Below are 18,460 nucleotides of genomic sequence, written 5' to 3'. Positions count from 1 at the left end.
TGACGTTATAATCAACTAACTACAAGACTGTTACGAGAAGTGTTAAAAGTGACAGCAACTACAATAAACAAAAAATTAGTAATAAAGAAAGGGGCGGCTACCCCCATCGGATAGTCGCCCCTCGTCTTATGATTGAAATAAGATTTATTCTTTACTCTCACGCTTACGATCATTATGATCGAGCGTTATCTTACGCATACGAATGTTCTTTGGAGTTACCTCAACATACTCGTTGCCCTTGATGTACTCAAGACATTCCTCAAGACTCATCTCGGTCTTAGGGATGACACGTGCCTTCTCGTCAGAACCAGATGCACGAACATTGGTCAACTGCTTTGCCTTCGTAACGTTGATAACGAGGTCGTTGTCGTGAACATGCTCACCAACAACCTGTCCGCCATAAACTTCCTCACCAGAATCAATGAAGAACTTACCACGATCTTGTAGCTTGTCGATAGCGTAAGCGTAGGCAGTACCAGCTTCCAACGCAATCATTGAACCATTTGTACGACGTACGATCTCGCCCTTGAATGGCTGATAATCTTTGAAGCGGTGTGCCATGATAGCTTCACCCTGACTGGCTGTTAAGACGTTGGTACGTAGTCCAATGATACCACGTGATGGTATTTCAAAGGTAATGTTCACACGTTCGCCCTCAGCGTCCATACCGAGCAAGTCACCCTTACGACGAGTCACCATATCAATCATCTTACTTGAGAAATCAGTTGGAACGTTGATTGTCAACTCCTCGATAGGCTCACACTTCTGTCCATTAATCTCCTTGTAGATAACCTGTGGTTGACCAACTTGTAGCTCATACCCCTCACGACGCATTGTCTCAATGAGCACAGAGAGATGGAGAACGCCACGACCACTGACAATCCACTTATCTGTTGCGTCCTCCATAGGACGTACACGTAGTGCAAGATTCTTCTCAAGTTCTTTGTTGAGGCGTTCACTGATATGACGAGAGGTACAGAACTTACCTTCCTTTCCGAAGAATGGAGAGTCGTTGATGGTGAAGAGCATACTCATTGTTGGCTCATCAACAGCGATTGGTGGCAGTGGTTCTGGATTCTCAAAATCAGCTATAGTATCACCAATCTCAAACTTCTCCAGACCAATCACGGCACAAATGTCGCCTGAATCTACAGTATCAGTCTTCTTATGTCCCATACCTTCGAAGGTATGAAGCTCTTTAATCTTAGTGCGTTCCTGTGTTCCGTCACGATGACAGATAGTGATGTTCTGTCCATCCTTCAGTGTGCCACGATGTACACGACCAACGGCAATACGTCCGGTGTAGCTTGAATAGTCCAAAGATGTAATCAACATCTGTGGTGTTCCTTCAAGTTGTTTAGGGGCTGGAATGGCCTCAATAATAAGGTCAAGTAGATATTCAATGTTATCTGTAGGCTTCTTCCAATCCTCACTCATCCAACCATTCTTAGCTGAACCATAGACAACTGGGAAATTCAACTGGTCTTCTGTAGCGTTGAGGTCACACATGAGATCGAATACCATCTCATATACTTCCTCAGGACGACAGTTTGGTTTGTCTACCTTGTTGATAACAACAACTGGTTTCAAACCAAGTTGTAGGGCTTTCTGTAGTACGAAACGAGTCTGTGGCATCGGACCTTCGAAAGCGTCAACGAGCAACAGACAACCGTCTGCCATGTTCAATACACGCTCTACCTCACCACCGAAATCAGAGTGACCTGGGGTGTCGAGAATATTGATTTTTACTCCTTTCCAATTAATACTTACATTCTTACTGAGAATTGTTATCCCTCGTTCGCGCTCCAAGTCATTAGAGTCGAGAACCTCTCCACTGTTGTCTTGTCCGTCACGGAAAAGTTTTCCTGCGAGCATCATCTTATCAACCAAGGTTGTCTTACCGTGGTCTACGTGCGCAATAACTGCGATGTTACGAATATCTTGCATTTAATTACCTTAAAAAAGCTTACGCTAAATTTATGGTGCAAAAGTACGAATAAAAAATGGAAAACGTTTGTGGTTCCAATAAAAAGTTGTAACTTTGCACAGCATTTTCGGAACGTCCGATGCATTTGATGTCGTAACCCGTTGTGATTAAGGCGGCTAACGATGGAAAGATGTAATTGCAAATCACATTAATCACACAAACAAATTATGTATTTAGACAAGACAAAGAAGGCAGAGATCTTCGCTCAGTATGGTAAGGCACAGAGTACAACTGACACAGGTTCAGCTGAGAGCCAGATTGCTCTTTTCTCTTATCGTATCAAGCACTTGACTGAGCACGTTAAGAAGAACCGCAAGGACTACGTTACAACTCGTTCATTGACACAGCTCGTAGGTAAGCGTCGTGCATTGCTCGATTATCTCTACGATCGTGACATCGAGCGTTATCGTGCTATCATCAAGGCTTTGGGTCTCCGTAAGTAAGCTTTTAAGAAGCAACGAAATAAAGGTAAGAAAGTTAAGGTTGGCTTGTCCATACTTTCCTTTCTTACCTTTTTTCATTTACTATTCATGCTATCTTACTTTTGCTATATTGTTGATTAAGTTTTAAAAGGACGCAAGGAAAGGAAGAATCTATGTAAAGGTTTTCTTAATTACTATATCTTTCTATTTATAGGAAATCGGTCAATGGGTATTTAATAATAATACTCAATGACCGATTTCTTTCTTATTTCTTCCTAAGAAGTTCACATTCTCTATGCGTGCTGTATCTGTTATAAGATAGGATTAGCTTATATTATTTCTTAATTATCTTTTTACCATCTACGATATAGATACCTGCAGGGAGTTCTTCCCAAGGCTGTGATAGGCGAAGCCCTTGCAAGGTAAATATGTTCAGTGCTCTGCTCTGCTTGGTTTTAAGCAAGTTAATACCATTAGGTTTCAACTCATCAATCGTAGAGAATGTGTTGCGTAACACATTTGGATTCCAAATGTCTTCTCGTTTTCCATCTCTTTCAACCTCAATATGTATCTCGTATGAATGATTAGGCTCTAATTGAGAAGCAGCAAAGGTGATACGTGTCTGTGCTGCATTGTTGTCTGCATCACATGGAAGATAGACATTATTGATGGTACCCAAGTCTATCCACTTGTTACTTGTCAAATCGAGCAGACGATAATGGATAGGTCCACGGTAGCCATTCCTAATCTGATAGCCAGATACTTTGGAATGTACTTGCAGACTGATATTCTTTATCTTATTAAGTTGGAAGGTACTGTAATTAGTGTATTCACCATCCGCATAATAATCAACAAAAGTAAACAGAATATTTCCATTGTCTGGCTTAGGCAATACTTCAATCTTGAAAGGTTCTTTCATCTTAATAGGTACATTGACGTCCGTACCATTTCTATTAACCTTTATCGATAGCGTTACGTCATATTTACCTTTGGGTAATTTTCCTACCTTACCTGAGCTATAATAAAGCGTCAGCATTTTGATAATAAAGGTTGAATAGCCAAGTCGTTGTGCAACAACGTTAGGCGTAAGTAGATAGACATTAAAGACCTCTTTAGTCTCTTGATTAGTAAGTGTCATCACCAAGTCGCCACGTACTTCCTCTCTTCCAGGATTGTACATTGTAAAACTAAAGGCAGCATTTCCTGCATCTTCATAGAAAGGGGAGAGTACACTTGGGCTTTTCTCAATCACAACTACATCCTTTGGGTTGTTTGTATTAAGCTGTACTGCATTTGGAGTGAGTTTTACTTCTATCTCATTGGCGTGATTGATTGGCTTCCAGTCACCGTGTTCCTTTGTCTTGGTATCGAGCATCTCAGAGAATACTGGTACTAAATGGTAGTTTCCGTCAGCAATACCCTTAAAGTTAATATCAGCAACATCAAAGGACATGGAAGTAAAAATAGATGCCCAAGTCTGGTCGCTTGCAGTTGAGTTGAAGATTTTTACTTGTTCGTTCTTGTCATTATAAAGGGCAAGTGCAACCTTCCCAGTGAATACACCAAGTTCACCTTTCACCGAACTATACGAGCCCAACTTCTCAATCTTTGCACTAAAACTTTCAGAACGGTTTGCTTCTGTCTTGTCAATAGTGAGTGAAGTGGTGGTTCTTGCATCTAATCCGCGCTCTATATCCTTAAAAGGGGTAGCCTTACCGTCATTAGGATGGGCAAAGACAACTGAGATGTCGTCCCAGAATGTTCCACTATTGAGAGCAAAGCCTGAAACATTAAGGGTAACTATGTTGATGTCGAAGTATCCGTCGTTTTCACCTCCCCAGCCCCAGTTGGTGTGAATGAGCCCCTGCTCATCATAGCCATCATAAACAAAGGCATGTGGTCCACCTACTACTAAGACTGGATATCCATCTGAGATTTCTTGCATCACCTCATTGAGGAAGTCATTGGCAGGAAGGAAGTTTTTGTCAAGATAACGTACAGTATAGTCGAACTTATCACGAAGTGCATTGCAAGCATATTGTAAATTTGAGTCGCTTCCTTTAATATAGTATCTCATGTGGACAGCCTTACCAATATCATACATCAACACGCCAACGGCTTGTCGAGAATGTTCCGTTTTCATCTCATTAGTCGTGTTCTTCATTTCATCCCACCAATAAGTAGCGCTTTTCTTAGCATCATCACCTGTTGATGCTATATAATCTTGTGGTCGATTCTTAGGCCATTTATTGTAGAACATCACCTGTGCTGTGGCTGTTGCAACACAACCAGTAGGTGTATGCTGTCCATTACTTAGTGGGGTGTACTTATTGAAAGGGTCATACTGGCTCCACTTACAAGTAAGCAAGGGTTCTACTTTTCGTTTGATAGGACGCTGTGGAGTAGTAGTCGCAGCTTTAGAACGCACTTCTTTTACAACACGTTCATATTCCTTTAAGAACAGTTTGAAGTAGGGAGGCTGGTCGTTGGGGTTTTCTGTCATCTTATCTCCATAACCCACGAGCTCGTTGAGTTTACTTTCTCCAGAGATAATAACGAATTTCTTGTCGTTTGGATTAGTAAAAATGTAATAAGCTGGTTGCTCATTAGCTTGTGATGAGCGGGTTCTTGGGGTATCGTTCGATAGTTTTGGGTTGTTGATGTATTTTGTAGCTATACTCAAAGCTCGTGCTTGGGTGATGGGTTCTGCGTTAGCAAGTAGAATGTTAGAAAACGCAGTTAGTACTAATAATAAAGTTCTTTTCATTTGTTTATCTTATTAGTCAAAGTTTTGGTTTGTTATATTTTACGTCAGGGTTGTATAAGTTTAAGAATATTTCCGACAAATAGATTTAGTTTATTTTACGGTGTGAAGAGCGCTTACTCCTCCCATATCTCCTTCAAGGGAAGCATAACGAAATCACGTTCTTCCATAAGAGGGTGGGGGATGATAAGGTCAGGCTCATTGATACTTAGCTTGTCATAAAGCAGGATATCAATATCTATGATGCGGTCTGTATATTGTGCATTGATAGACTTTTTTACTCGTCCCATCTCTATTTCTATGGCTTGTGTCGCCTCTAATAGTTGTCTGGGAGCAAGAGAGGTAGAGACACATACACAGGCATTGAGGAAGAGATTAGGACTTTCAAAGCCCCAAGGCTCTGTCTCATGGAAAGAAGATTGGCGCAATACTGTGCCAATCTTTCCTTCTATTCGTGTTATCGCCTCGTGCATAATGGCCTTTCTATTACCAAGATTGGTGCCGAGGGATAAATAAACTATGTGCATGTTAATCGTTAAGAATCAGTAGAGAGTCGCCGAAGCAACCAAACATATAACCATTCTTCACCGCCTTATCGTATGCCTCCATCACAAGGTCATAACCTCCAAAGGCTGCTGTTTCCATCAATAAAGTTGAGTATGGATGATAGAAGTTTACCAGCATTGAGTCGGCAAAGCCAAAGTTGTAAGGAGGGAAGATAAATTCATTGGTCCAACCATCATACTCCTTTATCATACCATCAGTGCCAACAGCTGTCTCTGTAGCTTTGACAACACTTGCACCAACAGCACAGATATGATGTCCTGCCTGCTTAGCACCGTTAGCGATACGACATGCGTCAGCATTGATGTGCATCTCCTCTGAATCCATCTTATGCTTTGTAAGGTCCTCTACCTCAATATCATGGAAGGTGCCTAAGCCACAATGTAGTGTGATAAAGGCCTTCTTGATACCTTTGATATCCATCATCTTCATCATGTGTTCAGAGAAATGGATATTTGTACCAGGTGCTGAGACGGCACCTTCATGCTTTGCAAAGACAGACTGGAAATTCTCCATGTCGTCAGCTGTTGCGTGTGCAAACTCTTCCCCAGCCTCCTTAGGACGGTTATCAATGACGTAGCGTGGTAATGGAGCCTCTCCCAAAGCAAATAACTCACGCTTGAACTCATCGTGCGGACAGTCGTAAAGGAAGCGGAGAGTACGACCACGAGAGGTAGTATTGTCTATAACCTCAGCTACCATCGTACCAGACTCATCAAAGAAAAGCTTGTTACCGATACGAATCTTACGTGCAGGCTCTACCAATACATCCCAAAGACGCATCTCCTGATTGAGTTCACGAAGGAGGAATACCTCAATCTTCGCATCAGTCTTCTCCTTTGTACCATATAGACGAGCAGGGAATACCTTCGTATCATTGAAGATAAAGGCATCTCCCTCATCGAAGTAGTTGAATACATCTTTGAATCGGATGTAGTCTTCTTCAGTAGGTTCACCGTTGATATCAGCCTTGAACATATCAATCTTTCCTGACTTACGGTGTAACACCATCAGCCTACCTTCATCACGACGAGTGACGGTGAAGGTCTGTGTGCTACCATCAGTACGTGTCAGAACACGTTCAGAAGAATGTGGATATAAGGCTACCTGCTCTTTTGGCAAGTTGAATTTAAACTGTGAAAGCTTCATATTTATATATTGGGGAGTTTATTATTTTTCTATTGTTTGTTGTTGGAGCCATGCGTCAAACTGGTCATAATTGACACAGTCTTCTACTCTTACGTCTCCAACACGTGTGCGGCGTAAGGCTGTAAGGTAGGCTCCGCTATTCAACGCACGACCAAGATCGCGTGCCAATGCACGAATATAAGTACCTTTACCGCAAACCACACGAATTGATAGTTGCATCTTCTCTGCATCGAACACTAATACTTCTATCTCATCAATGCGAATGTTCTTAGGTTTTAACGTAACATCCTTACCTTTTCTTCGATAGTCGAAAGCACGTTTACCATCTACCTTCACAGCACTATAAGTGGGTGGAATTTGTTCGATATCACCCACAAACTGAGGTAGTGTAGCGTCTATCAGCTCCCTTGTAATATGTTCTGTTGGGAAATTTTCATTTACCTCATGTTCCATATCGTAGCTCGGTGTGGTTGCACCCAGCTGTAAGGTCGCTGTATATTCCTTTGTGTGAGTCTGCAAAGTCTCAATCTGCTTTGTCATCTTACCCGTTGCCAGGATGAGAACTCCTGTCGCTAAAGGGTCTAATGTACCGGCATGACCAATCTTTACCTTCCCATCATTCGCCTGTGTACAAAGGTAGCGTACGTGTGCTAACGCCTTGAAACTGGTGATTCCGTAGGGCTTGTCAATAGGGATGATTACTCCTTCTTTGAAGTTCATTAGTATGATAAGTATATGAGATTAGTCAACCATATTCAGTGGAATATCACAGAGCAGCATTATAATGATGATAAGGCCAACGATGATACGATACCAACCGAACCACTTGAAACCATACTTTGCAAGGAAACTTACAAACCATTTCATTGCCAATAGCGCAACGATGAATGATACAACACAGCCTACAGCGAGCATTATAAGGTTATGAGTAGACGCCCATGTGCTGTCACCTTTTAATAAATCAAGTAGGTCGAGCAGTGTTGCACCAGCCATAGTAGGTACTGCAAGGAAGAATGAGAACTCTGCTGCACGCTTACGTGTCAATCCGTTTGCCATACCGCCAACGATAGTAGCCATAGAGCGGCTTGTGCCAGGGATAACCGATAAGCACTGGAAAAGACCAATGCTAAAGGCACGCTTTTCTGTTACCTGATTCTCTTCTTTTCCCTTATTGAACAGTTTATCACAATAAAGCATGAAGATACCACCCACAACGAGCATTATTGCTACCACCCAAACAGAGTCGAGTAGCCAGTCAAGTAAACCACTTTTCTTAGCTGCTAAGCCAATGATAACAGCTGGTAGGACACCAATGAACAATAACCAGTAGAAGCGGATTGGATGAATAATCTTCTTGAAAGTATAAGTTAGGACACCAATGAACAATAACCAGTAAAAGCGGATTGGATGAATATTCTTCTTGAAAGTACAAGTTTTATCAGCAGGTACAGGTGTATGGTCAATCTGGAAAAAGCGCTTCCAATATAAGCATACGACAGAGAGAATAGCACCAAACTGTATGATGAAGGTAAAGGCATGTACAAACTCGTCACCTGATGGTACACCTAAAAGATTTTGTGTAATAATCATGTGACCCGTAGATGACACTGGAAGGAACTCCGTCAGTCCTTCGACAATAGAGATAATAATCGTTTGTAAAAGTGTCATTAGTCCTCCATTCCTTTCGTTTCTTTCGGCTGATAAAGAATAGCACCAATGATAGAGATAAAACCAATAAAGGTGACGATAGGTGCTACTGTGATGTGACGAGCACTAAAGATATTTGGGTCGAATACCGTCTCTGTGGAGGATCCACCACTCATAAGGATAAAGCCGATAATAACAACGGCTATACCTATAGCCAACAAGATAAAGTTGGTCTTACCAAAAGCTAAATTTCTTTTGTCCATATTGTTTGTTTGAGGAGTTCAAGAGCGTTAGGGGGAGTTAAGACAAGACAGCCTTCACCACCTAAGAAATCTTTTACCTTATTTACTTTTCGTTTATATTTTATATAGGTCACCTGCCTTCATACGCAGGAACTTGTTTACTGACAACCATGAGCAGAAGGTTGCAATTATCACACCAAAGGCTAACATAACGAATGCTGTGATAACCAATGCGTCCCACGACAATACTTTTGTAATCTCTGGCTCGTAATCATAGAGGAAGCATATCCCAACCCCCAAGACTGCAATAGCTAATAGGGCAGAGACGAGTCCTTCTAATACAGCGCGTCGTAAGAATGGTGCACGGATGAAATTCCATGATGCTCCAACGAGTTTCATCGTGTGGATTGAGAAGCGTCGTGCATATATACTCAGACGGATAGTGTTGTTAATCAGAGAGAAGGAGACGATGGTGAGCAAGACGGCAATGACTAACAGCACCAGACTAATCTTACCCAACGTTTGGTTTACACTCTCTACTAAACTCTGTGGATAGGTGATGTCGCTCACACCACGATAGGTTCGTAGTTGCTGAACGATGTTACGAATAGAGTCGTTGTTGGCATAGTTGGCCTTTAGTTGTACTTCTATCTCTCCTGTAAACGGATTCTCACCTGCAAACTCGGCAGGGTTAGCACCCAATTCTCGAGTTCCTTCCTTCAAAGCCTGCTCCTTGCTGATAAAGTTCAGGCTATTGATATAATGCAAGTTGCGAATACGTTGACAAAGAGCAGAGCTCTCCTCTGTATTCATATCAGGCTGGAGAATCATGGTGATAGTAAGATTCTCCTTCACGTAAGAACTAAGATTGCGACTGGTAAAGCCTGTAAGTACGACCATACCAATCAGCATCAGCACCATAGCTGTACTGATACATAGTGTGACAACCTGCAGACTATGACGACTGCGGGCTTTGTTTCTTTTTTTTGCCATTTCTTTAATAAGGTATAATACACCAAAGTTGTTGCAAAGATACAGCAAAATAAGGTAATGACAAAAGAAATTATATTTTATTTAGAGATAATAGATGAAACTTTTACACACGCTACTGTGGAAGGGTGGGGGAGAGCGGTTTGATTAAAAGAAATTCTTCCGAGCAATTCAGGGTTTGGGCGACTCTAACAGAAGAGATACTATTCCGTAAACTACGAAAATAGTTTTATTTTTATTTGCTGTCATAATTAACATTTCATGTAATCCTACTGTCAGTTAGTGACTTAGGTGATGATATTCGATGACAGATATGACAGCAAATTCAAAACTCCCTTGAAAAGGATGTTTCTGCTTGCTACTTTTCCGAGTGCGGTAGGACAAGTGGGTAAGACATGTTTTTCTGTTTCTCTTAAGAATAAGCAGAATGATAAAAGATACTTAAATGATGAAGGACTGTAGTAGCTCTTTAATTCGGTTTCACCTGCCATTCGCATCATACGGGACGAACTTCGATACATGCTGTGTGGGCTGTCCGCATGCTATGTTTTAAGTATTGAAACGTTGGAAGAAGATGGGGTGGGAAGGAGGTTAAAGGTTTTGTTTTAATTGCCAACAAGCTTGCGTTTGTAAATCTTTTTCCTGTCTGTCCAAAACAACACTTGCCCTTCAAGGTTTAAGAAGACGCTTAATTGCATTCAAGAACATGCCCTTCTTGCCCCTAAAAGACGCCCTTCTTGCCCCTAATTTGGCCTCTTCTTGAAACGAGTTCATAACCATTTGATATGTTGTTGATTATAAAGATGATTGTAGGGGAGTCTTCGTGGTCTTTAAGACATATATATAGAATGTAGATGTAAAGATTTTTTCGTATCATAGAAAGCTGTGAAGAGGCTATCTTTTGTCTGTGTTATGGCTGTTATCCGTTGGTAAGGTTTGGTGTAAATCAAAGACTTTAATTGCAATATTTCTCAATATTAGGCATGTAATTAGAACTCGATATATAACTTTCGGGGGATGAAAGACTCACAAATAGTATAAGGTATTGCAATAAAATCATGTGAAATACGTTTAACGGATATAATCTTTAACAAAATAATATACAAAACCTATGAAACGAATAGCAGTTCTAATCGTGTTTGTTACATCAACTTTGGTATCAATGGCACAGAACAAGCCGGGTACATGGTCAGTGATACCGCATGTAGGAGTGTCAATTTCTTCTTTGTTAGGTGGGTCTGGTATTTACGAAGTGGGCGATAACATGATTGTAGAGGTTAAACCTCATGCATTATTAGGGTTTGTTGGAGGTGCTGATGTGATGTATCAGGCTTCTGATGTCGTAGGTCTTTCCGCAGGTTTATCATTTGTTCAAGCAGGTTGTAAGCTCAAAGATGATAAAGGAAAGGACTATGTGTCTTATGGTCGTAACTTGCGAATGAATTATGTTACCATGCCGATTTTAATCCATAGTTACCTGTTACCAGGACTTTCAGTAAAGGCTGGTATAGAGCCAACCTTGCTGGTTAGTGCAAAAAGTAATGAAATACAACAGTCGTTTGAAGTAGATAAGGAGGGTAAAAAGTCTAACTTCCATGAGGATGAGTTTACTATCGATATGAAGAATCGTATGCGTAAGTTTGGTCTTTCTATACCAGTTGGCGTAAGTTATGAGTACGAAAACGTTGTATTAGGAGCATTATATCATGTGGGCGTATTTAAGATTTACAAGTATGGCGACTCTTCTCGTAACAGCGTATTTGAGGTGTCTGTAGGTTATAAATTAAATCTTTAAGACAACGCTAAGGAGTATTCTTTGTTATTCAAGAAATACCATAACCATTGGATGTAAGAGTTAGTTGTCTTTCATTTCAGGATGAAGTGGAAGACAACTAATTATATGGGTAAATTGCTTATAGTGATTAAGATTTTCAGTAAATAGGGCCGTAAATTGAAAAAAATACTGTAAGTTTGCACATTATATTAAGTATGATGAAACGGAACTTTTTAATCACATTGTTTTTAACAATATGCTTGGGTGCTGTTGCTCAAGTGAGTCATCCTGTCCCTGTTCGTAGCGATGAACGACCATCAATGGATAAGATACAAGCGTATGTTGACTCGTTGAACGCATTAAAAGACAGTGTTTTTACGTCTAAAAAGCCTAAGATACGTCGTGAACAGAGACTGCGTAGGAATGATATGCGATTGTTCCTACCACTGACCTATTACGGTAATGTTGCAGAGAAATTGTTCACACGAGATAGAAATGACAACCCTATTTTGTCAGAGTTGATGCACCTTTATCTGACACGCCCTGACCTTGTCAGAGGGACTGATAGGATGGTACAGCAGCAGCAGACAAAGTTGGACGATATTAACGCACCAATCCATCATGACCCAATATTAGTTGAGAAGGTGCCAGAAACACCTGTTGAGCCAACGACAGTGCCAGTGGAGGTTATGATAAAACGACCTAATTTCTGGACGTTTAATGGTGATTATGCTTTGCAATTCCTGCAGAACTATGTTTCTGGAAACTGGTATAGAGGTGGCGAAAGTAACTATTCAGCATTGGCTTCTTTGGTGATGCAGGCCAATTATAACAATAAACAGAAATTGAAATGGGAAAACCGCTTGGAACTGAAATACGGTTTACAGAGTAGTCGTTCAGACTCTTTGCATAGTTTCAAGAGTACAGAAGACTTGATACGTCTTACCTCAAAACTTGGCTTGCAGGCAACGAAGCGGTGGTACTATACGGTGCAATTTATTGGTAATACACAATTTAGTCGTTCTTATCGGTCTAACGACCCAAAGGTATATTCAGCTTTCGTTGCTCCATTGAACATAAACCTCTCTATCGGTATGGATTACTCGGTCGACTGGATGAACCATCGTTTGAAGGGTAACTTCCATTTAGCTCCCTTGGCTTATAACATGAAGTACACTCGCATGTTGGAGTTGACTCGCCGTTTGGGTATCAAGGATGGTAATCATTTCCTGCATGACTTCGGTTCTGAGTTTACTGTAGATTTAGAATGGAAGATGATGGAGTCGTTGACTTGGAAGACTCGTCTGTATGGCTATTCTACGTATAAGCGCACAGAGTTAGAGTGGGAGAATACCTTTACCTTCCGCTTCAACCGATACATCTCAAGTCGAGTATTCATCTATCCTCGTTTTGATGATGGAGTACGTCGTGATGACCATTATGCCTTCTGGCAGTTGAAGGAATTTGCATCAATAGGATTTCAGTATAGTTTCTGATATAACGATTGGAACAAAGAAGGGGTAGAAACCTGTAATAAGCTTTGTTGACAATACACCTCTATGCGTCGAGAGAGTACTCCTCTACGTATAGAGAAGGGAGAAAGTAAAGGGACTATTCGTGTTTAATAGGTAGGCATCTGTTCTATCTTAGAAGTCTCTTCTCCTTTCCGAGAAGGGGTGAGATGTCTTGTTATAGCTATTTTTCTTTTACTTTTTTTATGTCCAATTGGCTTTGATATCCAATATTTTTATGTACATTTGCATCGCAATCAATATTAATACCTTTTTTATGTAGAATCGTTGAGAGCGCATTTGTGAAGTAATCTAATTTGTTTAATAAGTTAATATCAAAAGTAATAACAATAAAGACTAATCAATGAAGTATCATCAACACATGTTTAGAACTTTAAGAAGCTTGCCTTCTTTGGTGTTTCTGACAGCTTTTATTTTGATGCTTTCGTGGAGTTCGCCTGCTTCTGCACAAGTCGCAGGAAAGAAGTTCTCGATTTCGTTTAAGGATAAGAGTGTTGCTCAGATCTTGGATTTCATTTCTACAAAGGGAGACTACAAGATTAATTACACGGATGATGTTAAGAACGATACGTTGCTTCTTACCATCTCGTTTGAGGATGTAGACGAACTGAGTGCTGTAGAAAACTTGTTGGCTCACTCATCTTTTGTCTATAATATTGACGGTAAGGTGATTGATGTGTTCAAGATGAAAAATGCTACACAGGGACAATACACCATTCATGGAACAGTAAAAGACAAGGACGGGTTGGGCGTACCTTTTGCTATTGTACAGATTAAGGGGACGTCGAAAGGTGTTACTGCCGATGTAGATGGTAATTTCTCTATGCCTGTAGAAAAAGAGGAAGGAACTATCACTATCTCCAGTGTAGGCTATGACGCAAAGACACTAAAATACCATACTGGTAAGGCGATGAATGTTATCCTGACGTCATCTGCCGTTGCTATGGGTGAGGTTACGGTCGTTGCTTATGGTAAGAGGAATACACGTGAACAGGTGGGAGCCATTGCCTCTGTTAAAGTTGAAGATTTGCAGAAGGCACCAACAGCAAGTATTGAGAATCTCTTGCAGGGTCGTATGGCTGGTGTAGACGTGACTAACCTGTCTGGTTCACCTGGTGGTGGTGGCTCTCGCATCACGATTCGCGGCTTTAGCTCTCTCAATCAGAAGGGTATCAACGATGGTTCACCGCTTTACGTGATTGATGGTATACCAGTGTCAAGTAGTGCTGGGGATGCAACGGGCGGTATTAACCCACTGTCAGGACTTGACCCTTCAAGTATAGAGTCTGTGCAGGTGCTTAAAGACGCTGCCTCTGCGTCACTCTATGGTTCGCGAGCTGGTAATGGTGTTATCCTCATTACTACTAAGAAAGGTAAGTCGGGACGCTCAGAAGTAAGCTTCAATTTCTCACAATCTCTTTCTTGGTTACCAAGTACACCAATGCAGACACTTGGTAAGGGTGAACGTGACATAGCTCTTCTCTTGGCTAAGAACCAGAGAGGTGCACACTATGATTATATAACAGATAAGCTGATTTATCCAGATTCTTATAAGGATTCATACGGCTGGGATGCTGATAATGATGGTGCATACGACTACTTGTGGCGTAATGGTAGGGTGTTAGACCCAGATCGTCGACTGCCAGGAATAGCACAAGACTCACTGAACACTTTCTATAACAACAGAACAAACTGGTGGAAATATGCCTTCCGTGTAGGTAGGGTGACCAAAGGTGACTTGTTGTTGGCTGGTGGTACAGATAATATAAGGTATATGGTTAATGCTGGTATCTACGATGAAACGGGTATTATGATTAGCTCTAATTTCCGTCGTTTCAGTTTGTTGAGTAATCTTGACTTTAACCTATCGACGAAGTTGAGTGCTTTCACACGTATCAACCTGACATACGCTACGCAGAAAGCTGGCTCGGATGGGGGACGTGTGCAGGGATTGACATTCGATCCGAAGCGTACGTCTACGCTCTTGCCGGGTAAGGGAAGTGTCGCGGAACAAGTGGCGTTAAGGCAGTTGAAGGATATTGATAAGACGAATTCAAATTATAATGTTCGTCTGAGTGTAGGCTTGAACTATAATATTATAAAAGGTCTGAAATTCTCATCTACCTACTCGCTTGACCATTACTTCACACGTGTCTACACGTTTACACCTGATTATCTGAAGTATGATAAGAAGTCGGAGGTACAGGCTTCTAATATTGCTATGACGAATATTCAGACTGAGAATATCCTTACTTATAACCTTGCATTGCCAAGCGAACATAAGTTGGAGCTGATGGCTGGTATGACTTATAACTATGACTTGCTGCAGAACCTAAGCGGTACAGCAAAGGGTGGCCCTACTAACTCTATTAAGTTTGCGGGTGAGGGATGGCCTTCTCTCTTCAACGATGGTGGAACTGTGAGGGCTGCACAAAGCTTCCTAACCAATCAGCAGGAGCAGTCATTGCTTAGTTTCTTGGGTCGTGCGGCATATAGCTATAAGAAACGTTACATGGCGGAGTTGTCTATCCGTGCGGATGGATCAAGTGTCTTCGGTAAGGATGTACGCTGGGGAACATTCCCTTCTGTGGGTCTTGGCTGGGCATTCAGTGAGGAACATTTCATGAAGAAGTTCTGGTGGTTGAGCTTCGGTAAGCTTCGTGCTTCTTGGGGTAAGTCTGGTCAGAAGTTCCAAGAACCTTATTTGGCATTGGGCGTGATGGAGGAGAGTAATGTATTTAATGGTTCGTTAGGTCTTATCCCACAATCTATGGCTAATAAGAAATTGACTTGGGAGGAGAGTGATCAGTATGACCTTGGTCTTGACTTGCAGATGTTGGATTATCGTTTGAAGCTCAAACTCGATTATTACTATAAGTATTCAAGCAAGCTGTTGATGCAGTCTTATCTGCCAGGTAATGTCTTCCTTGCTACAAGTATGTGGGACAATGCTTCTGCAATCTCTAACGAGGGTATTGAGTTCGAGGCTCAGTATGATGTTATCCGCAAGAAGAATTGGAATTGGAGCGTAGGCTTCAACCTTTCTCATAATAAGAATATGTTACGTAAGACATACAATGGCGAAGACCTTAATGACAAAGTCTTAGGTCGCCCTGTCTATGGTATCTATACCTTTAAGGATGAGGGAATCGTTCAGAAGGCGGAAGATATCCCAATGTATCCTAATGCTTCTGGTAAGCAGATTCCACTTTATTTTCAGTCTATCAATAATCCATTGCGTGTGGGTGGTAGGAAGATTAAGGACCAGAACTATGATGGTGTGATTGATGATAAGGACCTCTATTATGCTGGTAGTACTCTTCCTGCAGTCTACGGTGGTCTGAATAGCCACTTAGAATGGAAGGGATTGAGCTTTGATGTACTCTTCAGCTATACCATCAGCCGTAAGGTGATGAATATGTATAAGAACAGTGCCTTCACCTTTACAAAGGACTTTGGCGTTATCATGAACTACTTCCACGCTAATGATTTCTGGACAACAAGCAATAGAGATGCGAAGTATCCATCACTTGAGTTCGCTGACAAGGATTATGTAGGGCAGTTTGACGGTAATGTAGACTCTAACATTGAGAACATTAGTTTCTTACGTCTCAAGCAGTTGGTGATTGGTTATCAGTTACCAAAGAACTGGTTGAAGGGCTCTTTCATCAAAGATGCTAATATATACCTTAGTGGAGAGAATCTGTTCTTGATTACTAATTATTCAGGAGTAGACCCTGAAGTTATCAATCCTTATTCTGGTAAGGATGATGGAACACAGTATCCATTGAATAGAAAGGTTACTTTGGGTCTTAACTTAAAATTCTAATAGACAATGAAGAAGATTATAATGCTCTCATTATGTGGTTGTCTTCTGTCCTCTTGCAGCCTTGATTTGCAGCCAGAGAACGGAATGACTTACAGCAACTCGTTTAATACAGAGAAAGAGCTGAACGCAACAACCACTTCTATTCTATATTATATCAATACTGTAGTAGGTAATAACTACGTCCTTTCAACAGCTGGCATTAAGGCTGACGAGATACTGGATGGCAAGCAGATGCGCGAGTGGAACCCACGAACAGTCATAGCAAGCGAGTATTCATGGAAGGGTCTTTATGACATTATCTTTGAGTCTAATCTGTTGCTTGATAATATAGATAAGACAAAAGGCTTGCCGGAAGAGCGTCGAAAGTACCATGTTGGACAGGCTGAGTTCGCTCTCGGATTGTCTTATTTCCTCTTGGCTCAGCGTTATGGGGAGGCTATCATCACTGAAAACTCCTCTGAGATAAAGCCTTACTCTTTGTCTTCACAAGCTGATGTACTCAACGCTGCGATAGAACATGCTAAGAAGGCATTGGATATTCTACCTACATGGGATAAGCTGACAGACTTGGATGGCGTGGCTATTACCAATCGTCAGACAGCCTCAAAGGGTACTGCTGCCGCCTTGCTCGCACAGATTTACGCATGGAAAGGTAGTGTGACTGAACTTTATAAGTTGAAGGGTAATGCACAGGAAGATTATCAGAAATCTATTGATTACTCTACACAACTTATCGAGGGACAGGTAGGTAACTATCAACTTTGTTCTTCTCCAGAAGAACTCTGTACGTATCTGTCTAATGAGAAGACACCTAATCCTGAGGCAATCTTCAGTCTTTACTTTGATAAGACTCGCTCTGAGAATGTTGTCTCACCTAATGAGGTGGCGCAGAACTTTGTGAGCTGGCCTGTTAGAGAGGACCAGACGTTAGCTGATCTACCATCAAGCAGTACCTATCAGCTTTATACTTCAACAGTAGAAAGCTTGTTCCCAGATACTACTGACCAACGCCTACAATCGTTCTTCTATCAGTGGGGTACGCCACATGAGGTTGATGGGACGGATTATGCTATCATGTATAAGTTTAGAAAGGCAATATTGGATCCCGACCAGTATTCACCAAGTGGTAAAACCTACCGTACGGTAGATGCTGATTATGTCTATTGGCGTCTTGCAGACTTCTATCTTTTGAGAGCTGAATGCTATCAGAAGTTAGGGAACGAAGCAAAAGCTATTGCTGACCTTAATGTGATTCGTTCACGTGCTGGTGCTCTCTCTTATCCTTCAACATACGATACAGAAGGATTGAAGAAGGCCATCTTCCTTGAAAGAGAGAAGGAGTTTATTGGTGAGAATGATGCCCGTTATGCTGATGTTATCCGTAATGGTTATGTGAAAGAAGAGTTACAGGGTAAGTTCCTCTTGCTGACCAATCAGGATATTCAGGGTGGTGCGCTGTTCCTTCCACTCCCAAAGGATTCATGGCAGGATAAGGATGGACACATTATTAATACCAAGTTACGACAGAAACCTTATTGGCAAGCTTATAACTAATAATGG

The 18,460-nt window shown here is 41.4% G+C and carries 13 protein-coding genes; 5 read left to right on the top strand and 8 right to left on the bottom strand.

Translation table 11 applies throughout. The annotated features are described in order from the left end of the window. Nucleotides 1-144: 144 nt before the first annotated feature. Nucleotides 145-1,947, bottom strand: coding sequence for a translational GTPase TypA (gene typA, locus AXF23_RS07055; RefSeq protein ID WP_107624810.1), 1,803 nt, complete (start codon nt 1,945-1,947; stop codon nt 145-147). A 207-nt stretch (nt 1,948-2,154) separates the two neighbouring features. On the opposite strand from typA, the gene rpsO reads away from it, so the two are divergent. Continuing rightward, nucleotides 2,155-2,430, top strand: coding sequence for a 30S ribosomal protein S15 (gene rpsO / locus AXF23_RS07050; protein WP_004360506.1), 276 nt, complete (start codon nt 2,155-2,157; stop codon nt 2,428-2,430). 313 nt (nt 2,431-2,743) lie between these two features. Here the strand turns inward: rpsO and AXF23_RS07045 are convergent, their stop codons facing one another. The 7 genes from AXF23_RS07045 to AXF23_RS07015 form a co-directional block, all read right to left on the bottom strand. Then, on the bottom strand, nt 2,744-5,176 hold the full coding sequence (locus AXF23_RS07045; protein WP_107624809.1) for a C10 family peptidase: 2,433 nt from the start codon (nt 5,174-5,176) through the stop codon (nt 2,744-2,746). 113 nt (nt 5,177-5,289) lie between these two features. Then, nucleotides 5,290-5,700 carry a 2-amino-4-hydroxy-6-hydroxymethyldihydropteridine diphosphokinase gene (gene folK / locus AXF23_RS07040; protein WP_107624808.1) on the bottom strand — a complete coding sequence of 137 codons (411 nt, stop codon included), beginning with the start codon at nt 5,698-5,700 and terminating at the stop codon, nt 5,290-5,292. Nucleotide 5,701: 1 nt separating this feature from the next. Further along, a complete protein-coding gene (locus AXF23_RS07035; protein WP_107624807.1) occupies nt 5,702-6,886 on the bottom strand; it encodes an S-adenosylmethionine:tRNA ribosyltransferase-isomerase in 1,185 nt (394 codons plus the stop codon). A 21-nt stretch (nt 6,887-6,907) separates the two neighbouring features. Beyond that, nucleotides 6,908-7,606 (bottom strand): tRNA pseudouridine(55) synthase TruB, encoded by a 699-nt coding sequence (truB, locus tag AXF23_RS07030; protein ID WP_107624806.1) that lies wholly within the window; start codon nt 7,604-7,606, stop codon nt 6,908-6,910. A gap of 21 nt (nt 7,607-7,627) precedes the next feature. Continuing rightward, nucleotides 7,628-8,554, bottom strand: a complete 927-nt coding sequence (locus AXF23_RS07025; RefSeq protein WP_107624805.1) for an undecaprenyl-diphosphate phosphatase — start codon at nt 8,552-8,554, stop codon at nt 7,628-7,630. Further along, nucleotides 8,554-8,796: a DUF3098 domain-containing protein gene (locus AXF23_RS07020; protein ID WP_089365815.1), complete on the bottom strand. Its 243-nt coding sequence runs from the start codon at nt 8,794-8,796 to the stop codon at nt 8,554-8,556. The genes AXF23_RS07025 and AXF23_RS07020 overlap by 1 nt, the downstream gene beginning before the upstream one ends. Nucleotides 8,797-8,889: 93 nt before the next feature. After that, nucleotides 8,890-9,768, bottom strand: a complete 879-nt coding sequence (locus AXF23_RS07015; RefSeq protein WP_089365814.1) for a cell division protein FtsX — start codon at nt 9,766-9,768, stop codon at nt 8,890-8,892. A 1,108-nt stretch (nt 9,769-10,876) separates the two neighbouring features. Here AXF23_RS07015 and AXF23_RS07010 point away from each other — a divergent pair. The 4 genes from AXF23_RS07010 (at nt 10,877) to AXF23_RS06995 (ending at nt 18,454) form a co-directional block, all read left to right on the top strand. After that, complete coding sequence (locus AXF23_RS07010; protein WP_107624804.1) at nt 10,877-11,560, top strand: porin family protein; 684 nt, start codon at nt 10,877-10,879, stop codon at nt 11,558-11,560. A 197-nt stretch (nt 11,561-11,757) separates the two neighbouring features. Next, nucleotides 11,758-13,035 carry a DUF3078 domain-containing protein gene (locus tag AXF23_RS07005; protein ID WP_107625822.1) on the top strand — a complete coding sequence of 426 codons (1,278 nt, stop codon included), beginning with the start codon at nt 11,758-11,760 and terminating at the stop codon, nt 13,033-13,035. A gap of 379 nt (nt 13,036-13,414) precedes the next feature. Then, nucleotides 13,415-16,900: a SusC/RagA family TonB-linked outer membrane protein gene (locus tag AXF23_RS07000; protein WP_107624803.1), complete on the top strand. Its 3,486-nt coding sequence runs from the start codon at nt 13,415-13,417 to the stop codon at nt 16,898-16,900. 6 nt (nt 16,901-16,906) lie between these two features. Next, complete coding sequence (locus tag AXF23_RS06995) at nt 16,907-18,454, top strand: RagB/SusD family nutrient uptake outer membrane protein (RefSeq protein ID WP_107624802.1); 1,548 nt, start codon at nt 16,907-16,909, stop codon at nt 18,452-18,454. The last annotated feature ends 6 nt before the right edge of the window (nt 18,455-18,460 follow it).

It is taken from the genome of Prevotella sp. oral taxon 313 (assembly GCF_003043935.1).
Lineage (GTDB): Bacteria > Bacteroidota > Bacteroidia > Bacteroidales > Bacteroidaceae > Prevotella > Prevotella jejuni.
Note: the sequence above shows the minus strand (reverse complement) of the source record. Positions and strands in the feature narration are given on the sequence as shown.